Source organism: Streptomyces sp. NPDC046716 (assembly GCF_040645755.1).
Classification (GTDB): Bacteria; Actinomycetota; Actinomycetes; order Streptomycetales; family Streptomycetaceae; genus Streptomyces.
On the sequence record NZ_JBEYYU010000004.1, the window covers coordinates 82580 to 104596 of the forward strand.

Below are 22017 nucleotides of genomic sequence, written 5' to 3' on the forward strand. Positions count from 1 at the left end.
GGTCACTGGTCCTTCCCGATCACGAGCCGCTGGACGACGGCGACCACGAGGGTCAGCACGAACAGGGCGACCCCGATCGCGGAGGCGTAGCCCAGGTCGAAGTACTTGAAGCCCGCGTCGTACAGCTGGAACACGAGCGTGTAGCTGGCGTTGGCGGGGCCGCCGCCGGTCATCGTGTAGACGGCGTCGAACACCTGGAACGACGCGGTCGTCTCGATGACGGCGAGGAAGAACAGCGCGGGCCTCAGCTGCGGCAGCACGATGTGCCGGAAGCGCTGCCAGGGCCCCGCGCCGTCGGTCAGCGCGGCCTCCTCAAGCTCCCGGGGGATGTCCTGCATCCGGGCCAGCAGGATCAGCATCCCGTAGCCGAAGCGGGACCAGATCCCGACGACGGCCAGCGCGGGCACGACCAGCGTGTCCGACGTCAGCCACGACTCGTCGGACATGCCGAACCAGCTGACGAACGTCGCCCACGGGCCGCCCGTCGAGAAGATCCACACGAAGACGGTGGCGGCCAGCACCAGCGAGGTGACGACCGGCAGGAAGAAGACCGAACGGAACACCTTCGAGCCGCGGAACGCCCGCCGCGTCAGCAGGGCGAGCGCCACCGACGCGACCAGCGTGCCCGGCACGGCGAGCACCGTGTACAGGACGGTGACCCTGAGGGACTTCCAGAACAGCGGATCGGCCCACAGGCGCGTGAAGTTGTCGGCGCCGATGAACTTTCCGCCGCCGGTCAGGGTGTAGTCGGTGAAGCTCATCAGCACACCGGCGACACCCGGACCGAACCGGAAGGCGAGGAAGAGGAGGAAACAGGGAAGGACGAACAGCAGGCCGATCCGGGCTTCGCGGCGTGCCTGGGGGCCGCGGCGGCTGGTTCGGCGGGTGTGGTCCGCGACTGCTGTCACGGTTGGACTCCTTGCGGTACGGGGGATGGGGGTGCGGCTGCCGGGAGGCGCCGCCCGGGGCGGGCGGCGGGGGCTTCGCCCCCTGCACCCCCAGTCCTCAATCGCCGGACGGGCTTGATTCGCTCAGCCTCGGGCGGCCATCGCGTCGGCCGCCTTCGCGGCGGTGTCCAGGGCGTCCTTCGGGGACTTCTTGCCGAGCAGTGCCGCCTGGATCTCGGGCGCGAGCACACCCATGACCTCACGGGCCTTGTCCTGGAGCGGGCCGGCCGTCATGGTCGGCAGGGTGTCGCCGACGGCCTTCTGGAGCGCGTCACCCGGGTACAGGTCGCCGGCCGACTCGCGCGCCGGGAAGTATCCGGCGCCCTTCTCCAGACCGGCCGCGTTCTTCGGCTCGGCGACGAAGCCGATCCAGTCACCGGCCAGCTTCGTGTTGGCGCCCTTCAGCATGGACAGCGCGCCGACCGTCCCGTACCCGACCGACTTGGCGTCCTTCAGGGGCGGCTGGACGACGATGTTCTCCTTGCCCCAGAACGGCTCGACGTCCGCGGGGGTGTTCTGCCAGGTGCAGGCGACCTTGCCCTTGGCGACCGGCGTCTGCTCCAGCTTCGGCGTCGTCGTCACCAGGTCCTTGTCGGTGTACCCGCCGTCGACCAGCTTCTTCAGATAGGTCAGCGCCTTCACGCCCGCGGCGCTGTTGAACGTCGTCGTCTTCCCGTCCTCGGCGAACACGTCGCCGCCCGCCTGCCAGAGCAGCGGGTAGAACGTCATGTTGAGCGTCTGCTGCGTGTCACCGCTGTAGCTGGTGGCGTAGTAGCCCTTCTTCTTCAACTTCGGCGCGAGCGACTCCAGTTCTGCCCATGACGTCGGGTAGGACGTCTCGCCGATCGCCTTGAAGACCCGCTTGTCGCAGATCAGCGGGTTGGCGCTGGTGAGCACGGGAGTGCCGAGCGCCTTGCCGTCGACGGTGACCGACTCCAGCGCGAAGTCGGTGTAGTCCTTCTTCGCGTCGGCCGGCATGTAGTCGTCGGCGGGCACGATGTTCTTCGCGTACTTGGGCAGCTGGTCCGGGATCAGGTACACGACGTCGGGCCCCTTGCCGGAGGCGATGGCCGTGGCCAGCTGGGTGTCGCGGTTGGCCCACGGGAAGGTCTCCACCTTGACGGTGACACCCTCGTGCTTCTTCTCGAACGCGGAGACCAGACCGTCCCAGTACGCCTTGTTCTTCGCCTCGTCGAAGATCACGGGGTAGGTCCACATGGTGACGGTCTTGCTGTCGGAGCCGCTGCCCGAGCCGCCGCACCCGGCGAGGGCACTCACGGCGAGGACGGTGGCGAGGGCCGGCGCGGCCGCCGCGCGCAGTCTGGAACTCCGGTGCGTGGTACGGGACATGAGGGTCGCCTCCAGGGACGTGGAAAGGTTGGGGGAAGTCAGTGGACGGGGACGGTCTGCACCGTCCCGGTGTGCCGGGCCCGCTCCGCCGCGAACGCGGCGAGATGGCTGCCGAGGGACGCCGTCGTCCCCGAGCGCACCGCGCCGGGGTCGCCGGTCGCGACGGCCCGCACGAACGCCTCGACCAGGGCGGTGTCGCCGCCGCCGTGCCCGTCGGCCGCGTTCGACCCGCTGGCGCCGAGCTCGTGCACGACCGTCTCGCCGGTGCGGAAGTCCTGCACGGTGACCCGCTCGCCGTCGCCGCGCAGCCAGCCGTGCGAGCCGAAGATCCGGGTCTGCCGGTGCGTCTGCTCGGTGAACGCCACCATCTGGAACGTGGCGGTCACCCCGCCCGACAGCTGCATCGCGAGGACCTGGTGGTCGACCACGTCGTTGTCGGAGCGGTAGGCGCACACCCCGTACGGGCCCTCGCGCAGCGCGGTGAGCAGCCCCGCCTCGTCGGTCGCCTCGGTGACATGGGTGACCGGCCACACCGCACCCTGTTCGCGCAGTGTCGGCATGTACAACTTGAGTGCGCTGTACGGGCATTGCTCCTCGACCGCGCAGTCGAGGCAGCGCTCGGCGGAGCCCTCCGGGGCGTTCTCCGGCCGGAAGTGCCGCAGCCCGCCGAAGCTGGCGATCTGCTCGATCCGCGCGCCGCCCATCACGTACGAGATCCAGTCCAGGTCGTGGCAGGACTTGGCGAGCAGCATCGGCGAGGAGTCCTTCTCGCTGCTCCACGGCCCGCGGACGTAGCTGTGCGCGTAGTGCCACCAGCCGACCGGCTCCAGATGGTCGATCGACACGAGCTGCCCGAGGACGCCCGAGCCGACGACCTCCTTCACCAGGTCCGTGTACGGCGTGTACCGCATGACGTGGCACACGGCGAACAGCACCCCGGCCTCCCGCACCCCCTCGACCAGGGCACGGGTGTCCTCCTCGGTCGGCGCGAGCGGCTTCTCGGCGAGGATCGCGTACCCGGCGCGGGCCAGCGCCAGGACCGGCTCGACGTGGTCGCGGTCCTGGGTGGCGACGATCACCGCGTCCGCGATCCGCTCCTCGGCGAGGGGTCGCCAGTCCTCGTACTGGACGGGTGCGCCGGACGCGGCCCGCGCGGCGGGGCGCGGGTCGGCGACGGCGACCAGTTCGGCCCGCTCTGGGTGCTGCTTGATCCACTCGGCGTAGGTGAGACCGCGGTTGCCCGCGCCGACGAGGGCGACGCGGACCGGACGGCCGGTGATCGGGGTGTGCGTGGACACAGGGGTTCCCTGGAGGTGTCGGTGGGCCGGGGTGTCAGTAGCGGACGGTGCCCGCGGTGTGGGCGACGCGCGCGCCCTCGTCGGGCAGGGCGGCGCGCTCGACGCCGTCCTCGACGCAGCCGGTGTGCAGCAGATGGCTGCCCGAGCCGGCGAACGCGGCGGCGCGCAGGTCGAGCCGCCCGCCGGTGAAGGTGCAGCCGGTGGCGCGGTAGCGGTTGACGCCCTCCGTGACGAGGAGGTGCGCGGTCTTCGCGTCGGCGGCGTCGGAGGCGACGCCTTCCAGCTCCCAGGTGACCGTGCGGTCCGCGCCGCCGGCCCGGGTGAGCAGGGCGCCGTCCTTGGTGCCGCCGCCGATTCGCAGCCCGTCGGCCCGCAGCCGCTGGTCCTTGGAGGCGGTCAACTTCACCCCGGAGTCGGTGAGTTCACCGCCGTGGAAGGTCAGCTCGCGGTGCGCGTACGAGACCGCGGCCGCGTCCGCCGCGCCGGTGAGCGTGCAGCCGTCGAGGGTGAGCGGGCCGGTGCCGTTGAAGACGGCGCCGCCGACTCCGGTGAGGGTGACGCCGCGCAGGGTCAGCGGATCGGCGACGTCCGCCTTGGTGATCTCGGCGCCGGACGCGAACGAGAAGCTCGAATCGGCGATCACATTGGGCCGCTTCGACCGCGACGAGGCCTGCGACACGATGAGCGGTCCGCTCGCGGTGCAGCCCCGCATCTGGATGCCGTCGGCGTTCACCCACAGCATTCCGGAGCCGTCGAGGGACGGCTTGCCGATGACGGTGACGTCCTCAAGCGTGAGGTCGGTGACCTTGACGCGGGCCACGAACCACGAGCAGGCGTGCCGCCGCACCGTGATCCGCTTGGCCGCGCCGCCCCAGGCGGCACCGGAGTTCGCGAACGTCATCAGGCCCGAGTTGCCCGTGTACACGAGGTCGTGCTCGAACTGGCCGTGGGTGACGAACGGGCCCTGGTCGTCACCGTCGCCGTGACAGTTCGTCACATAGCAGTAGGCGGAGGCCGTGAAGTCGTTCAGATGCCGGGCGTTGGAGGTGTGACAGTCCTCGACGTGCCCGTACAGACAGTAGATCTGCTGGGTCAGATAACCGGCGCCGCCGTACGTGACGGACTTCGGGTTGGCGAGCGAGCACTGTTCGGTGCGGAAGAAGGTGCACCAGCGGCGCATCACCACGGGCCAGAAGGTGCCCGTCGCCTCGATGCCGGAGACGTCGCAGCGGACCGCGTACTCGTACGACACCGGGTGCGAGCCGCTGAGTTCGTCGTCACCCGCGCCCTCGAAGACGAGATTGCGCACATGCGCGCCGTCGACCGGGTCGACCCGGGTCCAGGTGAGCGTCCGGCCCGCCGCGAGGTCCCAGCCGATCTGGTAGTTGACGCGGATGTGCGTGCCGTCGACGACATCGGTGACCTGGACGAGCCGCTGGATCTCCTTCTCGTACTTCCCCGACAGGGCGTCCACCTCGACGGCCCACCACTGGCCGACCTCGAAGCCACCCGAGTCGCCGACCTCGAACAGGTCGGAGAGGTCCGGCATCGCCGTGCCCAGTTGATGGGTGTGGGTGGTGTCGGTGGGGGTGCCGCGGAAGGCGAGGACGGCGCCGAAGGGGTTGTCGTGGGTGTTGGCCTCGATGCCGGTGGTGAGCATGCGGTGGCCGTGGAAGTCGAGTTCGATGCGGGAGCGGTGCCACAGGTGGCGTTTGGTGAAGAGGAGGTCGGTGTGGGCCTCGATACGGTGGACGGCCGGGTCGTCGACCATGGCGTCCAGGGCGGCGTCGGCGGGAGTCTTGGCGTTGAAGTGTCCGAAGGTGCGGAAGTCGACGACTCCGGTGTGCAGTTGACGCCACCGGCCCCGGGCGGCCTTCTTCGCGGGGGCGATGACGGTGCCGCCGTTGTGGTCGTCCGTCGAGTCGGCGTCCCAGCGGACGGCCATGCCGCCGCCGTCACCGGGCTCGCGGTAACCGGCGACGATGACCACCGCCCCGTCCCGGACTCCCTTCACCGTACGCAGGGCGGCGACGGTGTCGACATGGGTGACGTCGCCGTGGGACGAGGCGGCGCTCGCCGTGCCGGTGGCTGCGACGGTGCCGACGACGGCGAGGCCGGCGAGCCCGGAGGCGCGCAACAGGGCGCGGCGATCGGTTCTCGTGGTCGTGCTGGGGTGCTGCGGAACGCTCATGACGGTCTTCGCCTTCCGAGAAGTACCGAAGGGAGGGGAGCGAGCGTTCCTGCGGGGGTGCTGCCGTCGCGGCGGATGGCTGGAAAGGGACCGTTCCTGGTGTGGCTCAGGGTGTTCTCCGGTGACGTGGGCAGGCACCGGAAAGCGGATCGGTCGAGGTGAATCGCCGGTGACTGGAAAACGACCGGCTGATTGGCAGGGACCGTACGTGGAAGGTTCCGGCCAGTCAAGCCCCGTAAGGGGCGCGGGGAACTGCGCGACCAGCCACACACGACCCGCAGCCGCACACCAAGAGAACCTTGAACGGCGTCTAGGCGGATCCCTCGACAACCCAGCCCAGCGCCGAACTGACCCGCCGCGCAGCGTCCCGGACCTGACCCCCCAACTCCTGGTACTTCCAAGCAGGCAGCCCCAACTTCAGCCCGGTGATGCTGATCGCCCCGACGCACACCCCGTGATCGTCCCGCACGGGCGCCCCGATGCAGATGATCCCCTCGGCGTCCTCCTCGTCGTCGAGCGCGTACCCGACCCGGTCGATGTCCTTGAGGTGGGCGAGGAACGTGGCGGGGTCGGTGATCGTACGGGGAGTGCGCCGGGGCAGCCCGAAACGCTCCACGACCCGCGCCGCCTCGGCGTCCGGCAGCGCCGAGAGGAGCGCCTTGCCGAGCCCGGTGCAGTGCGGCAGCTCGCGCTGACCCATGCGCAGGTCGAGCCGGACCCGCTGGTCCAGCTCGACCTGGTCCACGACCACCGCGTGACCGTCCTCGGGAACCGCGAGCCGCGAGGCCATCCCGGTCTCGCCGGTCAGATCGCGCAGCACCGGGTGGGCGACACCGCGCAGGGACACCTGGGACCGGGCCCGGTCGCCGAGCCGGGCCAGCCCCATGCCGAGGCGGTAGCGCCGGCTCATGCCCTCGCCGTCGTCGGAGACGAGACCGTAACCGCGCAAGGTCTGCAAGGTGCCGAACGCGGCGCTCTTGGAGATCCCGCAGGTCTGCGCGACCTCGGTGACGCTCAGGCCGTTCCCGGGCGCGGGCGCGGCGAGGACTTCGAGGATGTCGGCGGCTCTGGCGACGCTCTTGACCCAGTACTTCGGCTCGGCCGGTGGGGAGTCTGGGCCCTCACTGTTCGTCATGGCCGAACAGTCTAGTCACATCCTGTTCGGGATGACGCCCAAAGGGGGTTGACCTGCCCGGGAACCGGTCGTAGTCTCCAGGCGTGTTCTGCACCACAGAACGCTGTTCTGAAAAAGCAGCGCATCTGTGAGAACACTTCCTGCGGAGACTGCCGGGCGGATGGCGCCAGGGTGCTCGGGCCGGGCAGGGCCCCTGACACCGACGACTCTCGACGCAAGGAGCAGGACCCATGAGTTCAGGCCCGGACGCCCCCTCCGGAGCCCGGATCGCCGAGCGCGCCCGCACGGTCGTGCCCGGCGGTGTGAACAGCGGCCAGCGCAGCATCCCCGGCCTCACCGATCTCGTCGTCACCGGCACGTCAGGCGCCCGCTTCCGGACCGCCGACGGCCGCGAGTTCACCGACTTCCACTCCGCGTTCGGCCCGCCGCTGCTCGGCCACAACGACCCCGACGTGGCCCGTGCGGCCACCGAGGCGGGCGCCCGCCTCGGACACATGGGCGTCGGCGTCACCGAGGGCGAGGTCGAACTCGCCGAGCAGCTCGTCGAGCTGATCCCGTCCGTCGAGAAGGTGCTGCTCACCTCGACCGGCAGCGAGGCCACGTTCCACGCGCTGCGCGTCTCGCGCGCCGCCACCTGCCGCCGTCTCGTCGTCAAGTTCCAGGGCTGCTACCACGGCTGGCACGACGCCGTCAGTCTCAACGTCATCTCGGCGCCGGAGAAGGTCGGCTCCCACGACCCGATCTCCACGGGCATCCTGCCCGAGGTCCTCGACGCCACCCTCGTCCTGCCGTTCAACGACAGCGAGGCCGTGCGCCGCGCCTTCGCCGAGCACGGCCACGACATCGCCGCCGTCATCGTCGAGCCCGTCCCGCACAACGTCGGCGCCCTCCTGCCGTACCAGGAGTTCCTCACCACCCTGCGCGAGGAGACCACGAAGGCCGGCAGCGTCCTGATCTTCGACGAGGTCATCACGGGCTTCCGACACGACCTCGGCGGCTGGCAGTCCATCTGCGGTGTCACCCCCGACCTCACCACCCTCGGCAAGGCCATCGCCAACGGCGCCCCGGTCGGCGCGATCGGCGGGCGGGCCGACCTGATGGACCTCTTCTCCACCCGGCCCGGCGCCCCCGCCTTCTTCGCCGGCACCTACAACGGCCACCCGTCCGTGGTCGCCGCCGCCCTCGCCACCCTGCGCAAACTGCGCGAGGAGCCGGTCCACGCCCACGTGTACCGCCTCGGCAACCGGATCCGCACCGAACTCGCCGCGCTGTACGAGCGGCTGGGCGTCCCCGCCGTCGTCACCGGGTACGGCTCCGTCTTCGTCTCGTACTTCATGCCGGGCCCCGACACCCCGCGCACCTACGACGACCTGCTCGCCAACGACGCGTCGCTGTTCGTCGGCTACCGCCGCAAGCTCCTCGACCACGGCCTGTTCGAGCTGCCCCTCAACCTCAAGCGCAGCCACATCAGTTACGCCCACACCGACGCCGATGTCGAGCGGCTGATCGAGGGCACCGAGGCCGCAGTCAAGGCCGTCCTCGCCGAGGGCGGCGCGCGCGACCTGGAGAACGCTTCGACGATGGGTGGGGCGGTCCGCTGATGCTCACTGTGAACACGACCCGGCCCGCGGGCCCCGCAGGACGCATCACCCGCGTCGAGACCCTCATGCTCGGCACCGCCTGGCGCGACTTCGGCTACGTCCGCGTGCACACCGACGAGGGCCTGTCCGGCATCGGCGAGATCACCCACCCCTACCGGGGCCAGGAGGTCTGCGCCCTCACCGAGTCCCTCGCTCGCCGCCACCTCATCGGCGCCGACCCCTTCGACATCGAGGAGGTCTGGCTCCGCCTCTACCAGGGCGACTTCCTGCGCGGCGGCGACATGGGCGGCATCGCCCTGTCCGGCCTCGACCAGGCCATGTACGACCTGATGGGCAAGGCCCTCGGCGTGCCCGCCTACCGGCTCACCGGCGGCGCCTGCCGCGACCGCGTCCGCGTCTACGCCAACGGCTGGTACAACGGCGAACGCGACCCCGAGGTCTTCGCCGCGAAGGCCCGCGCCATCCTCGAAAAGGGCTTCACCGCCCTGAAGTTCGACCCGTTCGGTCCCGGCCTGCACGAGCTGGAGCGCGCCGAACTGCGCCGCTCCGTCGACCTCGTCGCCGCCGTCCGCGAGGCCGTCGGACCCGACATCGACCTCTTCATCGAGGGCCACGCCCGGTTCGCCATGCCGACCGCGTCCCGGCTGCTGCGCGAGCTGGAGCCGTACGACATCGGCTGGTTCGAGGAGCCGCTGCCCTGGACCCACATCGAGCGGTACGCCGAGCTGCGGCAGCGGGCGCCGTTCCCGATCTCCGGCGGCGAGCACTTCCACAACCGCTACGAGTACAAGCAGCTCTTCGCGACCGAGGCCGTCGACATCATCCAGCCCGACCTGTCGATGGCCGGCGGCTTCACCGAGGTCCGCAAGCTGGCCGCGATCGCCGACACGCACGGCATGCTCGTCGCCCCGCACAACTCCAACTCACCCCTGTGCACCACGGTTTCGGTGCACGCCGCGCTCGGCATCCCCAACTTCAAGATCCTGGAGACCTTCGACGGCCTCCTGGAGGACTACGTCTTCCAGGCCCTCGAGGGCACCCTGCCGCTCGCCGCCGACGGACACATCGACCTGCCGACCGCACCCGGCCTCGGCGTCGAACTCGTCGACGAGGTCTTCGAGGAGCACCCGCCGACCCACCGCTTCTGGAACATGTTCGCCGAGGGCTGGGAGAAGAGGAACCGGACATGATCGTCGACGTCCACTCCCATCTGTTCCGGCACAGCCACGACTTCACCGACCCGTTCGCCTCCGACTCCGCCCGCGCCCACGAGGGCGAGGTCGACCTCACCGTCAAGTGGGAGGAGTACGCGGCCAGTTCGCCCGCCGACACCCGCACGATCGTCGTCGGCGGCAAGGCCCGCCGCAGCGGCCTGTGGGTCGACGACAAGGCCGTCGCCGCCTACGTCGCAGAGCGCCCCGACCGCCTCATCGGCTATCTCGCCCTCGACCCCACCCAGCCCGGCTGGCAGGACGAACTCCGCTACGGACACCAGGAGCTGGGCCTGCGCGGCATCAAACTCATGCCGATGTACGCGGGCTTCGACCCGGCCGCCGAGGAGTACGACGAGCTGTACGCGTACGCCGAACGGCACGGCCTGCCGCTCCTCGTGCACACCGGCACCACCTTCGTGTCGGCGGCGCCGCTGGAGTACGCGATGCCCCGCCACCTCGACGCGGTCGCCATCCGCCACCCCGAACTCCGCATGGTCCTGGCGCACTTGGGTCATCCCTTCGAGGGCGAGTGCATCGCCGTCATCCGCAAGCACCCGCACGTGTACGCGGACGTCAGCGCCCTGCACTACCGGCCGTTCCAGCTCTGGCACAGCCTCCGGCTCGCCCAGGACTACGGCGTCCTGCACAAGCTGCTGTTCGGCAGCGACTACCCGTTCACCACGGTCGACGACTCGGTGAAGGGGCTGCGGGAGATCGCCGCGATCCCCGGCATCCCCGGCCTTCCGCCGCTCGACGCGGACGCGGTGGAGGCCATCATCGAGCGCCCCTCGCTCGACCTCCTGGGGCTGTCGTGAGCGCCGGGGCGCGCGGTGTCGACCGCTTCGACCTGACGGGCCGCACCGCGCTGGTGACCGGTGCGGCCCGGGGCCTCGGCCGCGCCTTCGCCGTCGGCCTCGCCGAGGCCGGCGCGGACCTCGTCCTCGTCGACCTGCCGGACGCCGACGGCATCGCCACCACGGCCGCCGCCGTCGAGCAACTGGGCCGCCGCGCCTGGTGCTACGGCCAGGACCTGGCCCGCACCGAGGAACTGGCCGGCTTCACCGACACCGTCCGCGCCGACTGCGGCCCGCTGCACATCCTCGTCAACAACGCGGGCACGGCGGCCCTGGAACATGTCGGCGAGATCACCCCGGCGAGCTGGGCGGCCGTGATGCGGGTGAACGTGGACGCCGTCTTCTTCCTCACCCAGCGCGTCACCGAGCACATGGTCGCGGACGGCGTCCGGGGCCGCGTCATCACCATCACCTCGAAGAACGCCCTGGTCGCGGAGGCGGGCCTGGCCCACTACAACGCGTCCAAGGCGGCGGCGCAGCTGCTCACCGAGACGTACGCGGTGGAGCTGGCCCCGCACGGCATCACCGCGAACACCCTCGCGCCCGGCATGGTCGAGACGCCGATCGACGGGGAGTTCCCCTTCGACCGCGAGGCGTTCGAGGCCGCCTACCGCGAGCGCATCCCGCTCGGCCACTACGCCCAGCCCGACGACTGCGTCGGGGCGCTGCTGCTGCTCGCCTCCGACGCGGGCGCGTACGTGACCGGCGCCCGGATCGTCGTCGACGGCGGGGTCCTCGCCGACCAGATGCCCCGGATGCGGTTCATGCCGCCCTACCGCAACTCCCTTACGTCCCAAGCCAGTCCCACGACATCTGAGGAGTGACGTCCCGATGGACGAGTCACGCAGACGGGCCCTGCTGCTGTCCGGACTGACCGGAGTGGGCGTCCTGGCCGCCGGCTCCGGCACGGCGCACGCGGCGTCCCGCGAGGATGTCGGTCACGTCGACAGCGTCGCCGCGTTGCGTACGGTGAAGGGAGTCCGGGACGGGGCGGTGGTCATCGTCGCCGGTTACCGCGAGCCCGGTGACGGCGGCGGCATGGCCGTCCACTGGGACGCCGACTCGACGGCCGACCACAACGGCGGCACCGTCATCGCCCCCGCGAAGAAGGCCACCCGGGGCCGGTGGCGTCAACTGCACACCGGAGTCGTCGACTTCCGCACCTTCGGTCACTTCGACGCCAAGACCCCTGCCGATGCCGCGCTGGACGCCATGGTCGACGACCCGGCCGTCCACCGTATCGAGGCCCACACCGACCTCCTCTTCACCAAACGCCACCTGTGGCACCGCTCCCGCATCGAGCTCGACTTCCACGGCCACCGCATGCTCACCACCGGCATCGAGGCCAACACCCACGACAACCCCTTCGGCGCCGTCCTCGCCTTCCGCGGCACCCCCACCGACACCACCCACACCTACGCACTGCCCGCCGAGGTCATCGAGCTGACCGACACCTTTCCCGTGCCGGACTCGGCCGCCTTCGCGGTCGGCCAGTGGTGGGCGGTACAGGTCGCCCCGGTGGCGGGCGGCGGGCGCGACGAGCGGGAACTGCAGAAGCTCGTCGAGATCACCGAGATCGTCGACGCCACCCACATCCGCGTCGGATACCTCAACGGCTGGCCGCTCGCCGAGGGCCGCACCCTCACCTGGACCCGGATCGAACCCGTCCGCGCCACCCATGTGCGCAACCTCGTCTTCGAGGGCGCGGGCGACGACGAGTACACCGGATCGCACCCCGTCTCCTACGAGTACGCGGTGGACTGCGACGTCTCCGGCATCCACGCCACCGGCTCCTTCTGGCCGGTGATCATGCGGCGCTGGTGCACCCGGTTCCGTACCGAACAGTGCTCCCTGAAGAACCCGCCGACCGTCGAATACGGCGGCGCCGGCTATCTCACCCAGCAGATCTACTGCCTCTACGGCCGGGTCGCCGACTGCACCACCAGCAACGTACGGCACCTCAACGACCTGACGGCATCGGCCTATTGCACCGTCGTCAATTGCCACGGAGACGGCGACGACGCGGGCGGCAACCCCTTCACCACCCACGGCCAGTACGAGCACGACCTCCTCTTCGACGGCAACTCCGGACTGATGGACATCGCCAACTCCGGCGCCCAGTGGGGGATCTCGGCCAAGCGCATCACCGTACGACGGCACACCTGCTCCTGGTTCACCGCCAACACGAAGATCACCGACCTGACCCTGGAGGACGTCACCGTCATCGCCCGCCCCACCTTCGACCAGGCGGGCACCCTCACCGTCAACGCCGACGGCGCGCAACTGCGCGGCTGCACCGCGAAGACCTTCGCCGTCGCCCAGCGCTCGGCCCGCTCCACGCGGCCCACCGTCATCAGCGACTGCGTCTTCGCCCCGCCCGCGGGCACCGTCCTCGTCCAGACCCCCGTGACCGCATCCGTGCACTTCGTGCGCTGCGTGATCCAGAAGGCCGACGGACTCGTCCTGCGCGGCGCGGGCCCCGTCACCTTCACCGACTGCACCGTCGAGGGCGCCCCCGACGCCGCGCCGCTCTCGGTGGGATCGGCCCAAGTCGTCGTCGACGGCGGGACGTTCACCGACACGGGGATCGAGCTGAGCGCCGTGCGCGACCAGCATCTCCAGCTCACCGGCGGCGCCCGCCTCACCGGCACCAACAAGGCGAAGGCGCTCCTCGGCCGCGCCACCGGCGGCTCCGGCACCGCCACCTGGCAGCTCACCGGCGCCGCCTCCAGCACGGACGACGCGGCCACCGCCCACGTCCGGATCACCGACGGCACCAACCACTACGCCGCCACCGGCTGCCGCTTCACCGGCGGCCGCCTCCACCTGGAACCCGCCGCCTGCGCCGACGTCCTGCACACCGCGTGCGTCGAGCGGGGCACCACCCGCAGCGCCCTGCCGAAGGACGGCGACCACGTGCGCACCGAAGGAAACCTCCTCCTGTGATCCGCACCGCCACGGCGGCCGACGAACCCGCCCTGTACGCGCTGTGGTCCCGCTGCTTCGGCGACGCCCCGCACCTGCCCGCGCTGTACGCCCTCGACGACGGCCGCCACCACCGCACGTTCGTCGCCGCCGGGGACGACGGGACCCTCGACGCCGTCGTCGTGTACGTCCCCCGCACGGTGCGCGACGCCCACGGCGCCCCGCACCGGATCGGCGGCATCGGCAGTGTCGCCACCCGGCCGGAGGCGCGGGGCAGGGGACTGGTCCGCGCCCTGCTCGCCGAGGCGACGGCGACCATGACCAGGGAGGGCTGCGGCTGGTCCCTGCTGTTCACCGGCACCCCCGGTGTCTACGAGGGTTCGGGCTGGCGAACGTTCGCACGCCCGTACGCCGAGGGGCCGCTCGCCGCCGCCCGGGAAGCCCCCGGCGACGTACGCGAGGCACGTCCCGGCGACCGCGCCCGGCTGGCCCGTCTCCAGAGCGAGCACAACGCCCACCGCCCGCTCGGCTCGGTGCGCTCGGCCGAGGACTGGCGGGTGCGGGTGCCCGCCTGGTACGGCCGCGACACCCTGCACCTGGTGACCGAGGACGGCGCGGGCGGACCGCGTGGCTGGCTCGTCGCCCGGATCGCCGACGGGACGGCGGAGGTACTGGAAGCGGCCGTCGCCGACGACGACTGCCTGGGCACCCTGTACGCGGGACTGGCCGTCCGCGCCCGCGCCGCCGGAGCCGTCCGGGCCCGCACCCGGCTCCCGTCCTCGCCCGGCGCCGAGCGCGCCCTGCCCCGGCTGCTGCGGGCCGACGCCGTGACGCGGGGCACCGACACGACGGGCATGTACCGCCCGCTGCTCACTCCGGCCCGCACGGTGGAACGCACCCTGGCCGCGCCCGGCGCCGCCTACTGGTACGGCGACTCCTTCTGAGAGCGGGCCCGCGGCCCGCGAGCACCGGTCGTCGACGGCCTCGCCGGACGCGCCGGGACAGGCGTCAGGCGGGGTCGCCGATCGACGTCTGCAGTCGCTCGCTCGCCATCCGCATGTGCTCGGCCATCGCCCGGTCCGCGGCCTCGGGGTCGCGCGACCGGATGGCTTCCAGCACGGCGTCGTGCTCGCAGAGGGTGCCGGTGACGGTGCCCTCGATGTCGTTGACCCGCTCCATCCAGACCTGGAGCAGCGCCCGGATGCTGTGCAGGATGTCGCTCAGCACCGTGTTGCGCGCGATGTTCGCGCACTCCAGGTGGAAGGCGATGTCGGCGTCGACGAACGCCCTGACGTCCCCGCCCGCCTCGCGCATGTGCCGCAGGTGCTCCTCCAGGCGCGCCACGTCCTCGTCGGTGGCCCGCTCGGCGGCGAGCCGCGCCGAGACCCCCTCCATGTAGGTGCGCACCTCGACCAGGTCCTGGGTGCGCCGCTGCCCCAGCATCAGGCCCCAGTTGATCGCGCGCGGCAGGAACTCCGAGGTGCCCTCGCGCACGTACGACCCCGAACCCGGCCGGATCTCGACGATGCCGAGCACGTCGAGCGCCGACAGCGCCCCGCGCACGCTGGAACGCGCCACGCCGAGCGCCTCGGCGAGCTGGCGTTCGGCCGGCAGCCGGGTGCCCGGCCTGATGTTGCCCGCCGAGAGGTGGTCGAGCAGCCGCTTGGCGACCTCGCTCACCGAGGACTCCCGCACCACGGGGCGCAGGAGCCGGGCGAGGTCCGGCTGGGGTTCTGAGGCGGGGGAGGAGGGCTGGCTGGTCACGGTCACCAGTAGACCAGACACCCCGCCGGGACCGGCTCCCGCCCGCATACTGCGACCGGCGCACCCCCTTTGTCAAGGGTTCAACCACGACGGACAAGTGCGACGCTCACCACATTGGTAAATTGGTGACCAATTTGAGAATCGGGCATAGCGTGACGAGCGGATCGGCCCACCGGGTGGGGTCAGCCCCTGCTGACGTGTCCCGGGCGCCGAGAGTGCCGCCAGTCCGGACAGAGTTGTCCGGAGAGTCGAGGAGCCGCCATGCCTGCCAGCACCGCGCCACCCGTGCCGGAGTCGCGATCAGCCGTCGAGACGTCGGCCATCAGGAAGATCTCGATCCGTCTCGTGCCCTTCGTGGCCCTGATGTTCTTCGTGAACTACCTGGACCGGACGGCCGTGTCGTTCGCGGAACCCAACGGAATGGGCGACGACCTGGCGCTCACCGCCGCCCAGTTCGGCTTCGCCTCCGGGGTCTTCTTCATCGGCTACATCGTGCTCGAGATCCCGAGCAACATGGCCCTGCACCGCTTCGGCGCCCGCCGCTGGCTCGCCCGGATCATGGTGACCTGGGGCATCGTCTCGCTCCTGTTCACCTGGGTGAACAGCAGCGGCGAGCTCTACACGCTGCGCTTCCTGCTCGGTGTCGCGGAGGCCGGGTTCTTCCCCGGCGCCATCCTCTTCCTCAGTCAGTGGGTGCCCAGCCGCCACCGCACCAAGATCCTCGGCCTCTTCTACCTCGCCCAGCCGCTGACCACGGTCTTCGGCGCCCCGCTCGCGGGCTGGCTGATCGGCCACCACGGCCTCTTCGGCCTCGAGGGCTGGCGCGTGATGTTCCTCTTCGTGTCCATCCCGGCGATCCTGCTCGGCGTCATCGCCTGGTTCTACCTGATCGACCGGCCCGCCGACGCGAAGTGGCTCAGCACCGAGGAGAAGGACTGGCTCACCGCCGAGCTCGCCGCCGAGAACTCCGGCAAGACCGGCCACGACGCCGCCCACGCCAAGGGCGACCTGAAGGCCGCCTTCACCAACAGCCGGGTGTGGACCCTCGCCCTCGTCTACTTCGGCTTCGTCTACGGCCTGTACGCGCTCGCGTTCTTCCTGCCGACGATCATCAACGGCTTCCAGGAGCAGTACGACACCACGTTCAGTGTGATGGACAAGGCGTGGATCACCGCGATCCCGTACCTGCCCGCAGCCGTCGTCCTCTACTTCTGGTCCCGCCACGCCACCCGCCACGGCACCCGCACCTGGCACGTCGCCGCCCCGGCGATCGTCGGCGGCCTCTCGATCCCGCTCGCCCTGTACATGGGCTCGCCGACCGCGACCGTCGCCGTCATCACCGTCACCGCCTGCTCGATCTTCGCCGCCCTTCCGGTGTTCTGGGCCGTGCCCTCCCGCTTCCTGACCGGGGCCGCCGCCGCAGCGGGCATCGCCCTGATCAACACGGCGGGCAACGTCGCCGGCTTCGCCGCCAGCTACATCACCGGCTGGCTCAAGGACTGGACCGGCGCCTACTACGTGCCCCTCTACCTGGTGGGCGCCCTGATGCTGCTCTCCGCCGCGCTGATGATCCGGCTCGCCTCCCGCACGCGCACCACCACCGAGAAGGACCTCCTGCGATGACCCGCCTCTACAACGACCCCGCAGCCTTCGCCGACGAGGCCCTCGAAGGTTTCGCCGCCGCCCACCGCCGCTGGGTGCGCCCCGTCCGGGGCGGCGTGGTGCGCGCCACCGCGAAGACGCCGGGCCAGGTCGCCGTCGTCATCGGCGGCGGCTCCGGCCACTACCCGGCCTTCTCCGGCCTGGTCGGCCAGGGGCTCGCCCACGGCGCCGCCGTCGGCAACGTCTTCGCCTCGCCGTCCGCCCAGCAGATCGCCACGGTCGCCCGGGCCGCCCAGGCCGACGGCGGCGTCCTGCTCCTCTTCGGCAACTACGCGGGCGACGTCCTGCACTTCGGACAGGCCGCCCGGAGCCTGACCGCCGACGGCATACCCACCCGCACCTTCGCCGTCACCGACGACATATCCAGCGCCGCCCCCGCCGAGTCCCACAAGCGCCGTGGCATCGCGGGCGACCTGCCCGTCTTCAAGGCCGCGGCCGCCGCCGCCGAACAGGGCCGCCCGCTCGCGGAAGTGGCGGAGGCCGCCGAGCGCGCCAACGCCCGTACCCGCTCCTTCGGCATCGCCTTCTCCGGCTGCACCCTGCCGGGCGCCGACCACCCGCTGTTCACCGTCCCCGAGGGCCGCACGGCCGTCGGCCTCGGCATCCACGGCGAGCCCGGCATCGGCGAGGAGGCCGTGCCCACCGCCGACGAGGCAGCCGACCTCCTCGTCTCCGCCCTCCTGAAGGAGCTGCCCGCGGACGTCACCGACCCGCGCGGACAGCGCGCCGCCGTCATCCTCAACGGCCTCGGCTCGGTCAAGTACGAGGAGCTCTTCGTCGTCTACCGCCGCGTGGCGCAGCTGCTCACCGGGGCCGGGGTCACGATCGTCGACCCCGAGGTCGGCGAACTCGTCACCAGCTTCGACATGGCGGGCGTCTCCCTCACCCTGACCTGGCTCGACGGCGACCTCGAAGCCCTGTGGACCGCGCCCGCCGACACCCCCGCCTTCCGCAAGGGCGCGGTCCCCGAGACCGCCCTCGCCGACGAGGAGCCGGACGACACGGCGCGGGACGAGCGGCCCTACGAGGCGACCGAGGCCTCCCGCGCCACCGCGGCCACCGCGCTCGACGCGCTGCGCCGCATCAAGGACACCGTCGACACCCACGCCGACGAACTCGGTCGCATCGACGCCGTCGCCGGCGACGGCGACCACGGCATCGGCATGCAGCGCGGCTCCACCGCCGCCCACGCCGCCGCCGAGCACGCGTGGGCCGCGGGCGCGGGCGCCGGTTCCCTGCTGACCGCCGCCGGGGACGCCTGGGCCGACAAGGCGGGCGGCACCTCCGGCGCGCTGTGGGGCATCGTCCTGCGCGCCCTCGCCGACACGCTCGGCGACACCGAACGGCCGACCCCGGCGACCGTCGCCCACGGAGTCCTCGCGGCGTCGGACGGCGTCCGCGAGACCGGCGGCGCCGAGGTCGGCGACAAGACCATGGTCGACGTCCTCGTCCCGTTCGCCGAGACCCTCGGCCAACAGATCGCGGCCGACGTGGAGTTGACCGCCGCCTGGGACACCGCGGCCACCGCCGCCGAGCGGGCCGCCCGCGACACCGCGCAGCTGCTGCCCCGCATGGGCCGCGCCCGCCCGCACGCCGAGAAGTCCCTCGGCACGCCCGACGCGGGCGCCCACTCCCTCGCCCTGATCGTCCGCGCCGTGCACGGCGCGCTCGCCCCCCGCCCGTAACTCCCCCTAAGGAACCGAGAGATGAGCGACAAGCTGCGGATCGTCGTCGGCTGCGACGACGCCGGACTCCAGTACAAGGAAGCCCTCAAGCGGGACTTCGAGGCCAGCGGCCTCGTCGCCTCCGTCACCGACGTGGGCGTGGACGCCGACGGGCACACCGCCTACCCCGAGATCGCCATCGCGGCCGCCGAACTCGTGGCCCGCGGCGAGGCCGACCGGGCGCTGCTCGTGTGCGGCACCGGCCTCGGCGTCGCCATCGCCGCCAACAAGGTCAAGGGCATCCGCGCCGTCACCGCCCACGACTCCTTCTCCGTGGAGCGCGCGGTCCTCTCCAACAACGCCCAGGTGCTGACCTTCGGGCAGCGCGTCGTCGGCCTGGAACTGGCCCGCCGCCTCGCCGCCGAATGGCTCACCTACCGCTTCGACGAGACCTCGCCGTCCGCCGCGAAGGTCCAGCTGATGGTGGACTACGAGAGCGAGTCCGAGGCCGCGTGATGACACCCCCCGTCCTGCTCGGGGTGAGCCTGAAGATGTACTTCGGCCACCACGACACCCTCAACTGGGCGCGCAAGACCGTCGAACTCGCCGACGAGCACCCTGCCGTCACCAGCGGCGCCGCCCGCCTCTTCGTGCTCCCCGCCTTCCCGGCGATCGTGCCCGTGGCCGGCATCCTGGCGCGCAGCGCCGTCGCCGTCGGCGCCCAGGACATCGCCACCGAGGACGCCGGCGCGTACACCGGCGAGGTCTCCGGCTCCTACCTGTGGGAGATCGGCTGCCGCTACGCCGAGGTCGGCCACGCCGAGCGCCGCCGCCTGTACGGCGAGGGCGACACCGTGGTCGCCGCCAAGACCGCGGCCGCGCTGCGCAACCGGCTCACCCCCGTGCTGTGCGTCGGCGAACTCGACCCCGTCGACCCCGCCGAGGCCGCCCGCCGCACCGTCGCCGAGGCCGCCCGCCTCCTGTACGGCCTGCACGGCGGCGTCGTCCTCGCCTACGAGCCCCAGTGGGCCATCGGCGCCCCGGAACCCGCCTCGCCCGACCACATCACGACCGTCTGCGGCGCGCTGCGCGACTGGCTCGACTCCCGCCCGCAGCACGCCGGTTCGACCGTGATCTACGGCGGCAGCGCGGGCCCCGGCCTGCTCACCCGGCTCGGCGACTCCACCGGCGGACTCTTCCTGGGCCGCTTCGCCCACGACCCGGCGGCCGTCGGGCAGATCCTCGACGAGATCGAGGCCATGAAGTCCCCCGCGGCGGTGGCGTGATGGCCTACGGCATCAGCACCTACGCGTACTTCTGGCGGATCTCCGAGCGCGCGCCCAAGCCGCTGTCGCTCCTGGACATGCTCGTCGACACCAAGGAACTGGGCGGCCAGGTCTTCCAGATCTGCGACTACCCGGCCATCGAGAGCTACGACGCCGCGCGCCTCGCCGACGTCAGGGACGCCGCCCGCGACCTCGGCCTCACCCTGGAACTCGGCACCCGCGGCATCGCCCCCGAGCACCTGCTCACGTACCTCGACATGGCGGGCGAGCTGGGCGTGACCCTGGTCCGCTCCATGACGCACACGCCGGCCCTGCGGCCGACCGTCGACGAGGCCGTGGCCCTGCTCGGTGCGGCCGTGCCGAAGTACGCGGCGGCCGGGGTCACCCTCGGCCTGGAGACGTACGAGCAGATCGCCACCGACGACCTGACGGCGATCGTCCGCGGCGTCGACGACCCCCACCTCGGCATCGTCCTCGACCCCGGCAACAGCGTCGCCCGCCTGGAACGCCCGGCGGACGTCGTCGCGGCCACCGCCGCGCACACCGTGAACATCCACGTCAAGGACTTCGCCTTCAGCCGCCGCGACGGCTGGGTCGGCTTCACCTACGCCGGCTGCCCGCTGGGCACCGGCCTCCTGGACCACGCCGCCATGGTCGCGGCGGTCCGGCCGCACGAGCGCGGCATCAACCAGATCGTGGAGCACTGGCTCCCGTGGCAGGACGAGGGCTTCGAAGCCACCGCCCGGCTCGAACACCAGTGGACGCACACCAGCATCACCACCCTCCTGAGGAGCGCATGACCATGGCCACCGAGAACAAGACCGTCGCCGTCATCGGGGCCGCCGGCAAGATGGGCCAGCGGGTCTCCAACAACCTGGTGGAGAGCGACTTCCGGGTCCTCTTCAGCGAGGCCTCCGAGAAGGGGCAGGAACTGATCCGCTCCCTCGGCCGCGAACTGACCGACTCCGACGCCGCGGCCAAGGAGGCCGACGTCGTGATCCTCGCGGTCCCCGACATCGTCCTCGGCACCGTCTCCGAGCAGCTGGTGCCGCTGATGAAGCCGGGCGCCGTCGTCCTCACCCTCGACCCGGCCGCCGCCTACGCGGGCCTGCTCTTCGCCCGCGACGACGTGCACTACGCCTGCGCCCACCCCTGCCACCCGTCCGTCTTCCTGGAGCGCACCACCAAGGAGGAGTGGCAGGACACCTTCGGCGGCATCGCCGCCCCGCAGGAGGTCGTCGCCGCGTACGAGGGCGGCGACGCCGACAAGCAGGCGCTGGCCGACTCCGTCATCCGCGTCATGTACGCGCCCGTGGTCGACGTCCACTGGGTGACCGTCAAGCAGCTCGCCGTCCTGGAGCCGACGCTCGTCGAGACCATCGCCTGCATGGTCGGCGCGCTGCTCACCGAGGCCCTGCACGAGACCGTGCACACCGTCGGCGTCCCCGAGAAGGCGGCCCGCGCGATGCTCCTCGGCCACACCCAGGTCGCCCTCGCCAACACCCTCAAGGGCTCCAACCCGTTCTCCGACGCCTGCCTCATCGCCATGGACTACGGCCGCGAGTCGATCGTCCGCGACGACTGGAAGAAGGTCTTCGACGACGCCGAGCTCGACAAGGTCATCACGCGCATGCTGAAGATCAAGGAGATCAAGCGCTAGAGCGGGCCCCGGACGGTCACCAGGTGCGGTACGGCAGGAACTTGCCGTCGAGCGTGACCACGACCCGGTCGCCCTTCGGGTCGGGCTTCCGCTGAATGTCCATGGAGAAGTCGATCGCCGACATGATGCCGGAGCCGAACTTCTCCTCGATGACCGCCTTCATCGTGGTGCCGTAGACCTGGACGATCTCGTAGAGGCGGTAGATCAGGGGGTCGGTCGGCACGGCCTGGCCCAGGCTGCCGCGTACGGCGTCCCGGGTGAGCGCGGCCACGGTCTCCTCGTCGAGGCCGAGCACCTTGCCGGTGGCCTCCGCCTGGGCGCCGTTCATGGTGTTCTGGCCGAGCAGCGCGGACGCCACCCACACCTCGTGGGCGCCGGCCGCCGCGGCGATCTCCGCGAAGGAGAGCCCCGCGGCCTCCTTCGCGGCCAGGATCCGGCGGGTGGCCTCACTGCGGTCGATCACGCG

Annotated in this window: 19 protein-coding genes; 12 read left to right on the forward strand and 7 right to left on the reverse strand. The window is 71.5% G+C overall.

The genetic code is table 11. The features are described from left to right. Positions 1–2: 2 nt before the first annotated feature. The 5 genes from ABZ930_RS04405 to ABZ930_RS04425 all read right to left on the reverse strand — a co-directional run bounded on the left by ABZ930_RS04405 (position 3) and on the right by ABZ930_RS04425 (position 6921). Positions 3–908: a sugar ABC transporter permease gene (locus ABZ930_RS04405; RefSeq protein ID WP_361541235.1), complete on the reverse strand. Its 906-nt coding sequence runs from the start codon at positions 906–908 to the stop codon at positions 3–5. Positions 909–1031: 123 nt separating this feature from the next. After that, positions 1032–2297, reverse strand: coding sequence for an extracellular solute-binding protein (locus ABZ930_RS04410; protein WP_361541238.1), 1266 nt, complete (start codon positions 2295–2297; stop codon positions 1032–1034). A gap of 38 nt (positions 2298–2335) precedes the next feature. Continuing rightward, entirely contained in the window at positions 2336–3595 is a 1260-nt protein-coding gene (locus tag ABZ930_RS04415; protein ID WP_361541241.1) for a Gfo/Idh/MocA family oxidoreductase, read from the reverse strand. A gap of 34 nt (positions 3596–3629) precedes the next feature. Continuing rightward, positions 3630–5786, reverse strand: a complete 2157-nt coding sequence (locus ABZ930_RS04420) for a peptidase C14 (RefSeq protein ID WP_361541244.1) — start codon at positions 5784–5786, stop codon at positions 3630–3632. A 310-nt stretch (positions 5787–6096) separates the two neighbouring features. After that, positions 6097–6921 carry an IclR family transcriptional regulator gene (locus tag ABZ930_RS04425; RefSeq protein WP_361541247.1) on the reverse strand — a complete coding sequence of 275 codons (825 nt, stop codon included), beginning with the start codon at positions 6919–6921 and terminating at the stop codon, positions 6097–6099. A gap of 230 nt (positions 6922–7151) precedes the next feature. On the opposite strand from ABZ930_RS04425, the gene ABZ930_RS04430 reads away from it, so the two are divergent. From ABZ930_RS04430 to ABZ930_RS04455, 6 genes are read left to right on the forward strand one after another with little or no spacing between them, the layout of a single operon-like run. After that, complete coding sequence (locus ABZ930_RS04430) at positions 7152–8522, forward strand: aspartate aminotransferase family protein (RefSeq protein ID WP_361541249.1); 1371 nt, start codon at positions 7152–7154, stop codon at positions 8520–8522. Next, complete coding sequence (locus tag ABZ930_RS04435) at positions 8522–9712, forward strand: mandelate racemase/muconate lactonizing enzyme family protein (RefSeq protein ID WP_361541252.1); 1191 nt, start codon at positions 8522–8524, stop codon at positions 9710–9712. The genes ABZ930_RS04430 and ABZ930_RS04435 overlap by 1 nt, the downstream gene beginning before the upstream one ends. After that, positions 9709–10551 carry an amidohydrolase family protein gene (locus ABZ930_RS04440; protein ID WP_353940907.1) on the forward strand — a complete coding sequence of 281 codons (843 nt, stop codon included), beginning with the start codon at positions 9709–9711 and terminating at the stop codon, positions 10549–10551. The genes ABZ930_RS04435 and ABZ930_RS04440 overlap by 4 nt, the downstream gene beginning before the upstream one ends. Further along, positions 10548–11414 (forward strand): SDR family oxidoreductase, encoded by an 867-nt coding sequence (locus tag ABZ930_RS04445; protein ID WP_361541256.1) that lies wholly within the window; start codon positions 10548–10550, stop codon positions 11412–11414. The genes ABZ930_RS04440 and ABZ930_RS04445 overlap by 4 nt, the downstream gene beginning before the upstream one ends. 7 nt (positions 11415–11421) lie before the next feature. Beyond that, positions 11422–13536: a peptidase C14 gene (locus ABZ930_RS04450; RefSeq protein ID WP_361541259.1), complete on the forward strand. Its 2115-nt coding sequence runs from the start codon at positions 11422–11424 to the stop codon at positions 13534–13536. Beyond that, positions 13533–14459 (forward strand): GNAT family N-acetyltransferase, encoded by a 927-nt coding sequence (locus tag ABZ930_RS04455; protein ID WP_361541262.1) that lies wholly within the window; start codon positions 13533–13535, stop codon positions 14457–14459. Before ABZ930_RS04450 ends, ABZ930_RS04455 begins: the two co-directional genes overlap by 4 nt. Before the next feature lie 64 nt (positions 14460–14523). Here the strand turns inward: ABZ930_RS04455 and ABZ930_RS04460 are convergent, their stop codons facing one another. Further along, positions 14524–15279, reverse strand: a complete 756-nt coding sequence (locus ABZ930_RS04460; protein ID WP_361541265.1) for a FadR/GntR family transcriptional regulator — start codon at positions 15277–15279, stop codon at positions 14524–14526. Positions 15280–15540: 261 nt separating this feature from the next. On the opposite strand from ABZ930_RS04460, the gene ABZ930_RS04465 reads away from it, so the two are divergent. From ABZ930_RS04465 to ABZ930_RS04490, 6 genes are read left to right on the forward strand one after another with little or no spacing between them, the layout of a single operon-like run. Next, positions 15541–16902, forward strand: a complete 1362-nt coding sequence (locus tag ABZ930_RS04465) for an MFS transporter (RefSeq protein ID WP_361541268.1) — start codon at positions 15541–15543, stop codon at positions 16900–16902. Beyond that, positions 16899–18626, forward strand: coding sequence for a dihydroxyacetone kinase family protein (locus ABZ930_RS04470; RefSeq protein WP_361541271.1), 1728 nt, complete (start codon positions 16899–16901; stop codon positions 18624–18626). Before ABZ930_RS04465 ends, ABZ930_RS04470 begins: the two co-directional genes overlap by 4 nt. Before the next feature lie 21 nt (positions 18627–18647). Next, complete coding sequence (locus ABZ930_RS04475; protein WP_361541274.1) at positions 18648–19121, forward strand: ribose-5-phosphate isomerase; 474 nt, start codon at positions 18648–18650, stop codon at positions 19119–19121. Further along, entirely contained in the window at positions 19121–19891 is a 771-nt protein-coding gene (locus ABZ930_RS04480; protein WP_361541277.1) for a triose-phosphate isomerase family protein, read from the forward strand. Before ABZ930_RS04475 ends, ABZ930_RS04480 begins: the two co-directional genes overlap by 1 nt. Next, the gene (locus ABZ930_RS04485) at positions 19891–20691 is read left to right on the forward strand and encodes a TIM barrel protein (protein ID WP_361541280.1); all 801 of its coding nucleotides are present in this window, start codon (positions 19891–19893) and stop codon (positions 20689–20691) included. The genes ABZ930_RS04480 and ABZ930_RS04485 overlap by 1 nt, the downstream gene beginning before the upstream one ends. A 2-nt stretch (positions 20692–20693) precedes the next feature. Beyond that, complete coding sequence (locus ABZ930_RS04490) at positions 20694–21551, forward strand: phosphogluconate dehydrogenase C-terminal domain-containing protein (protein WP_361541283.1); 858 nt, start codon at positions 20694–20696, stop codon at positions 21549–21551. A gap of 16 nt (positions 21552–21567) precedes the next feature. Here the strand turns inward: ABZ930_RS04490 and cynS are convergent, their stop codons facing one another. After that, on the reverse strand, positions 21568–22014 hold the full coding sequence (gene cynS / locus ABZ930_RS04495) for a cyanase (protein WP_361541286.1): 447 nt from the start codon (positions 22012–22014) through the stop codon (positions 21568–21570). Between the last annotated feature and the right edge of the window lie 3 nt (positions 22015–22017).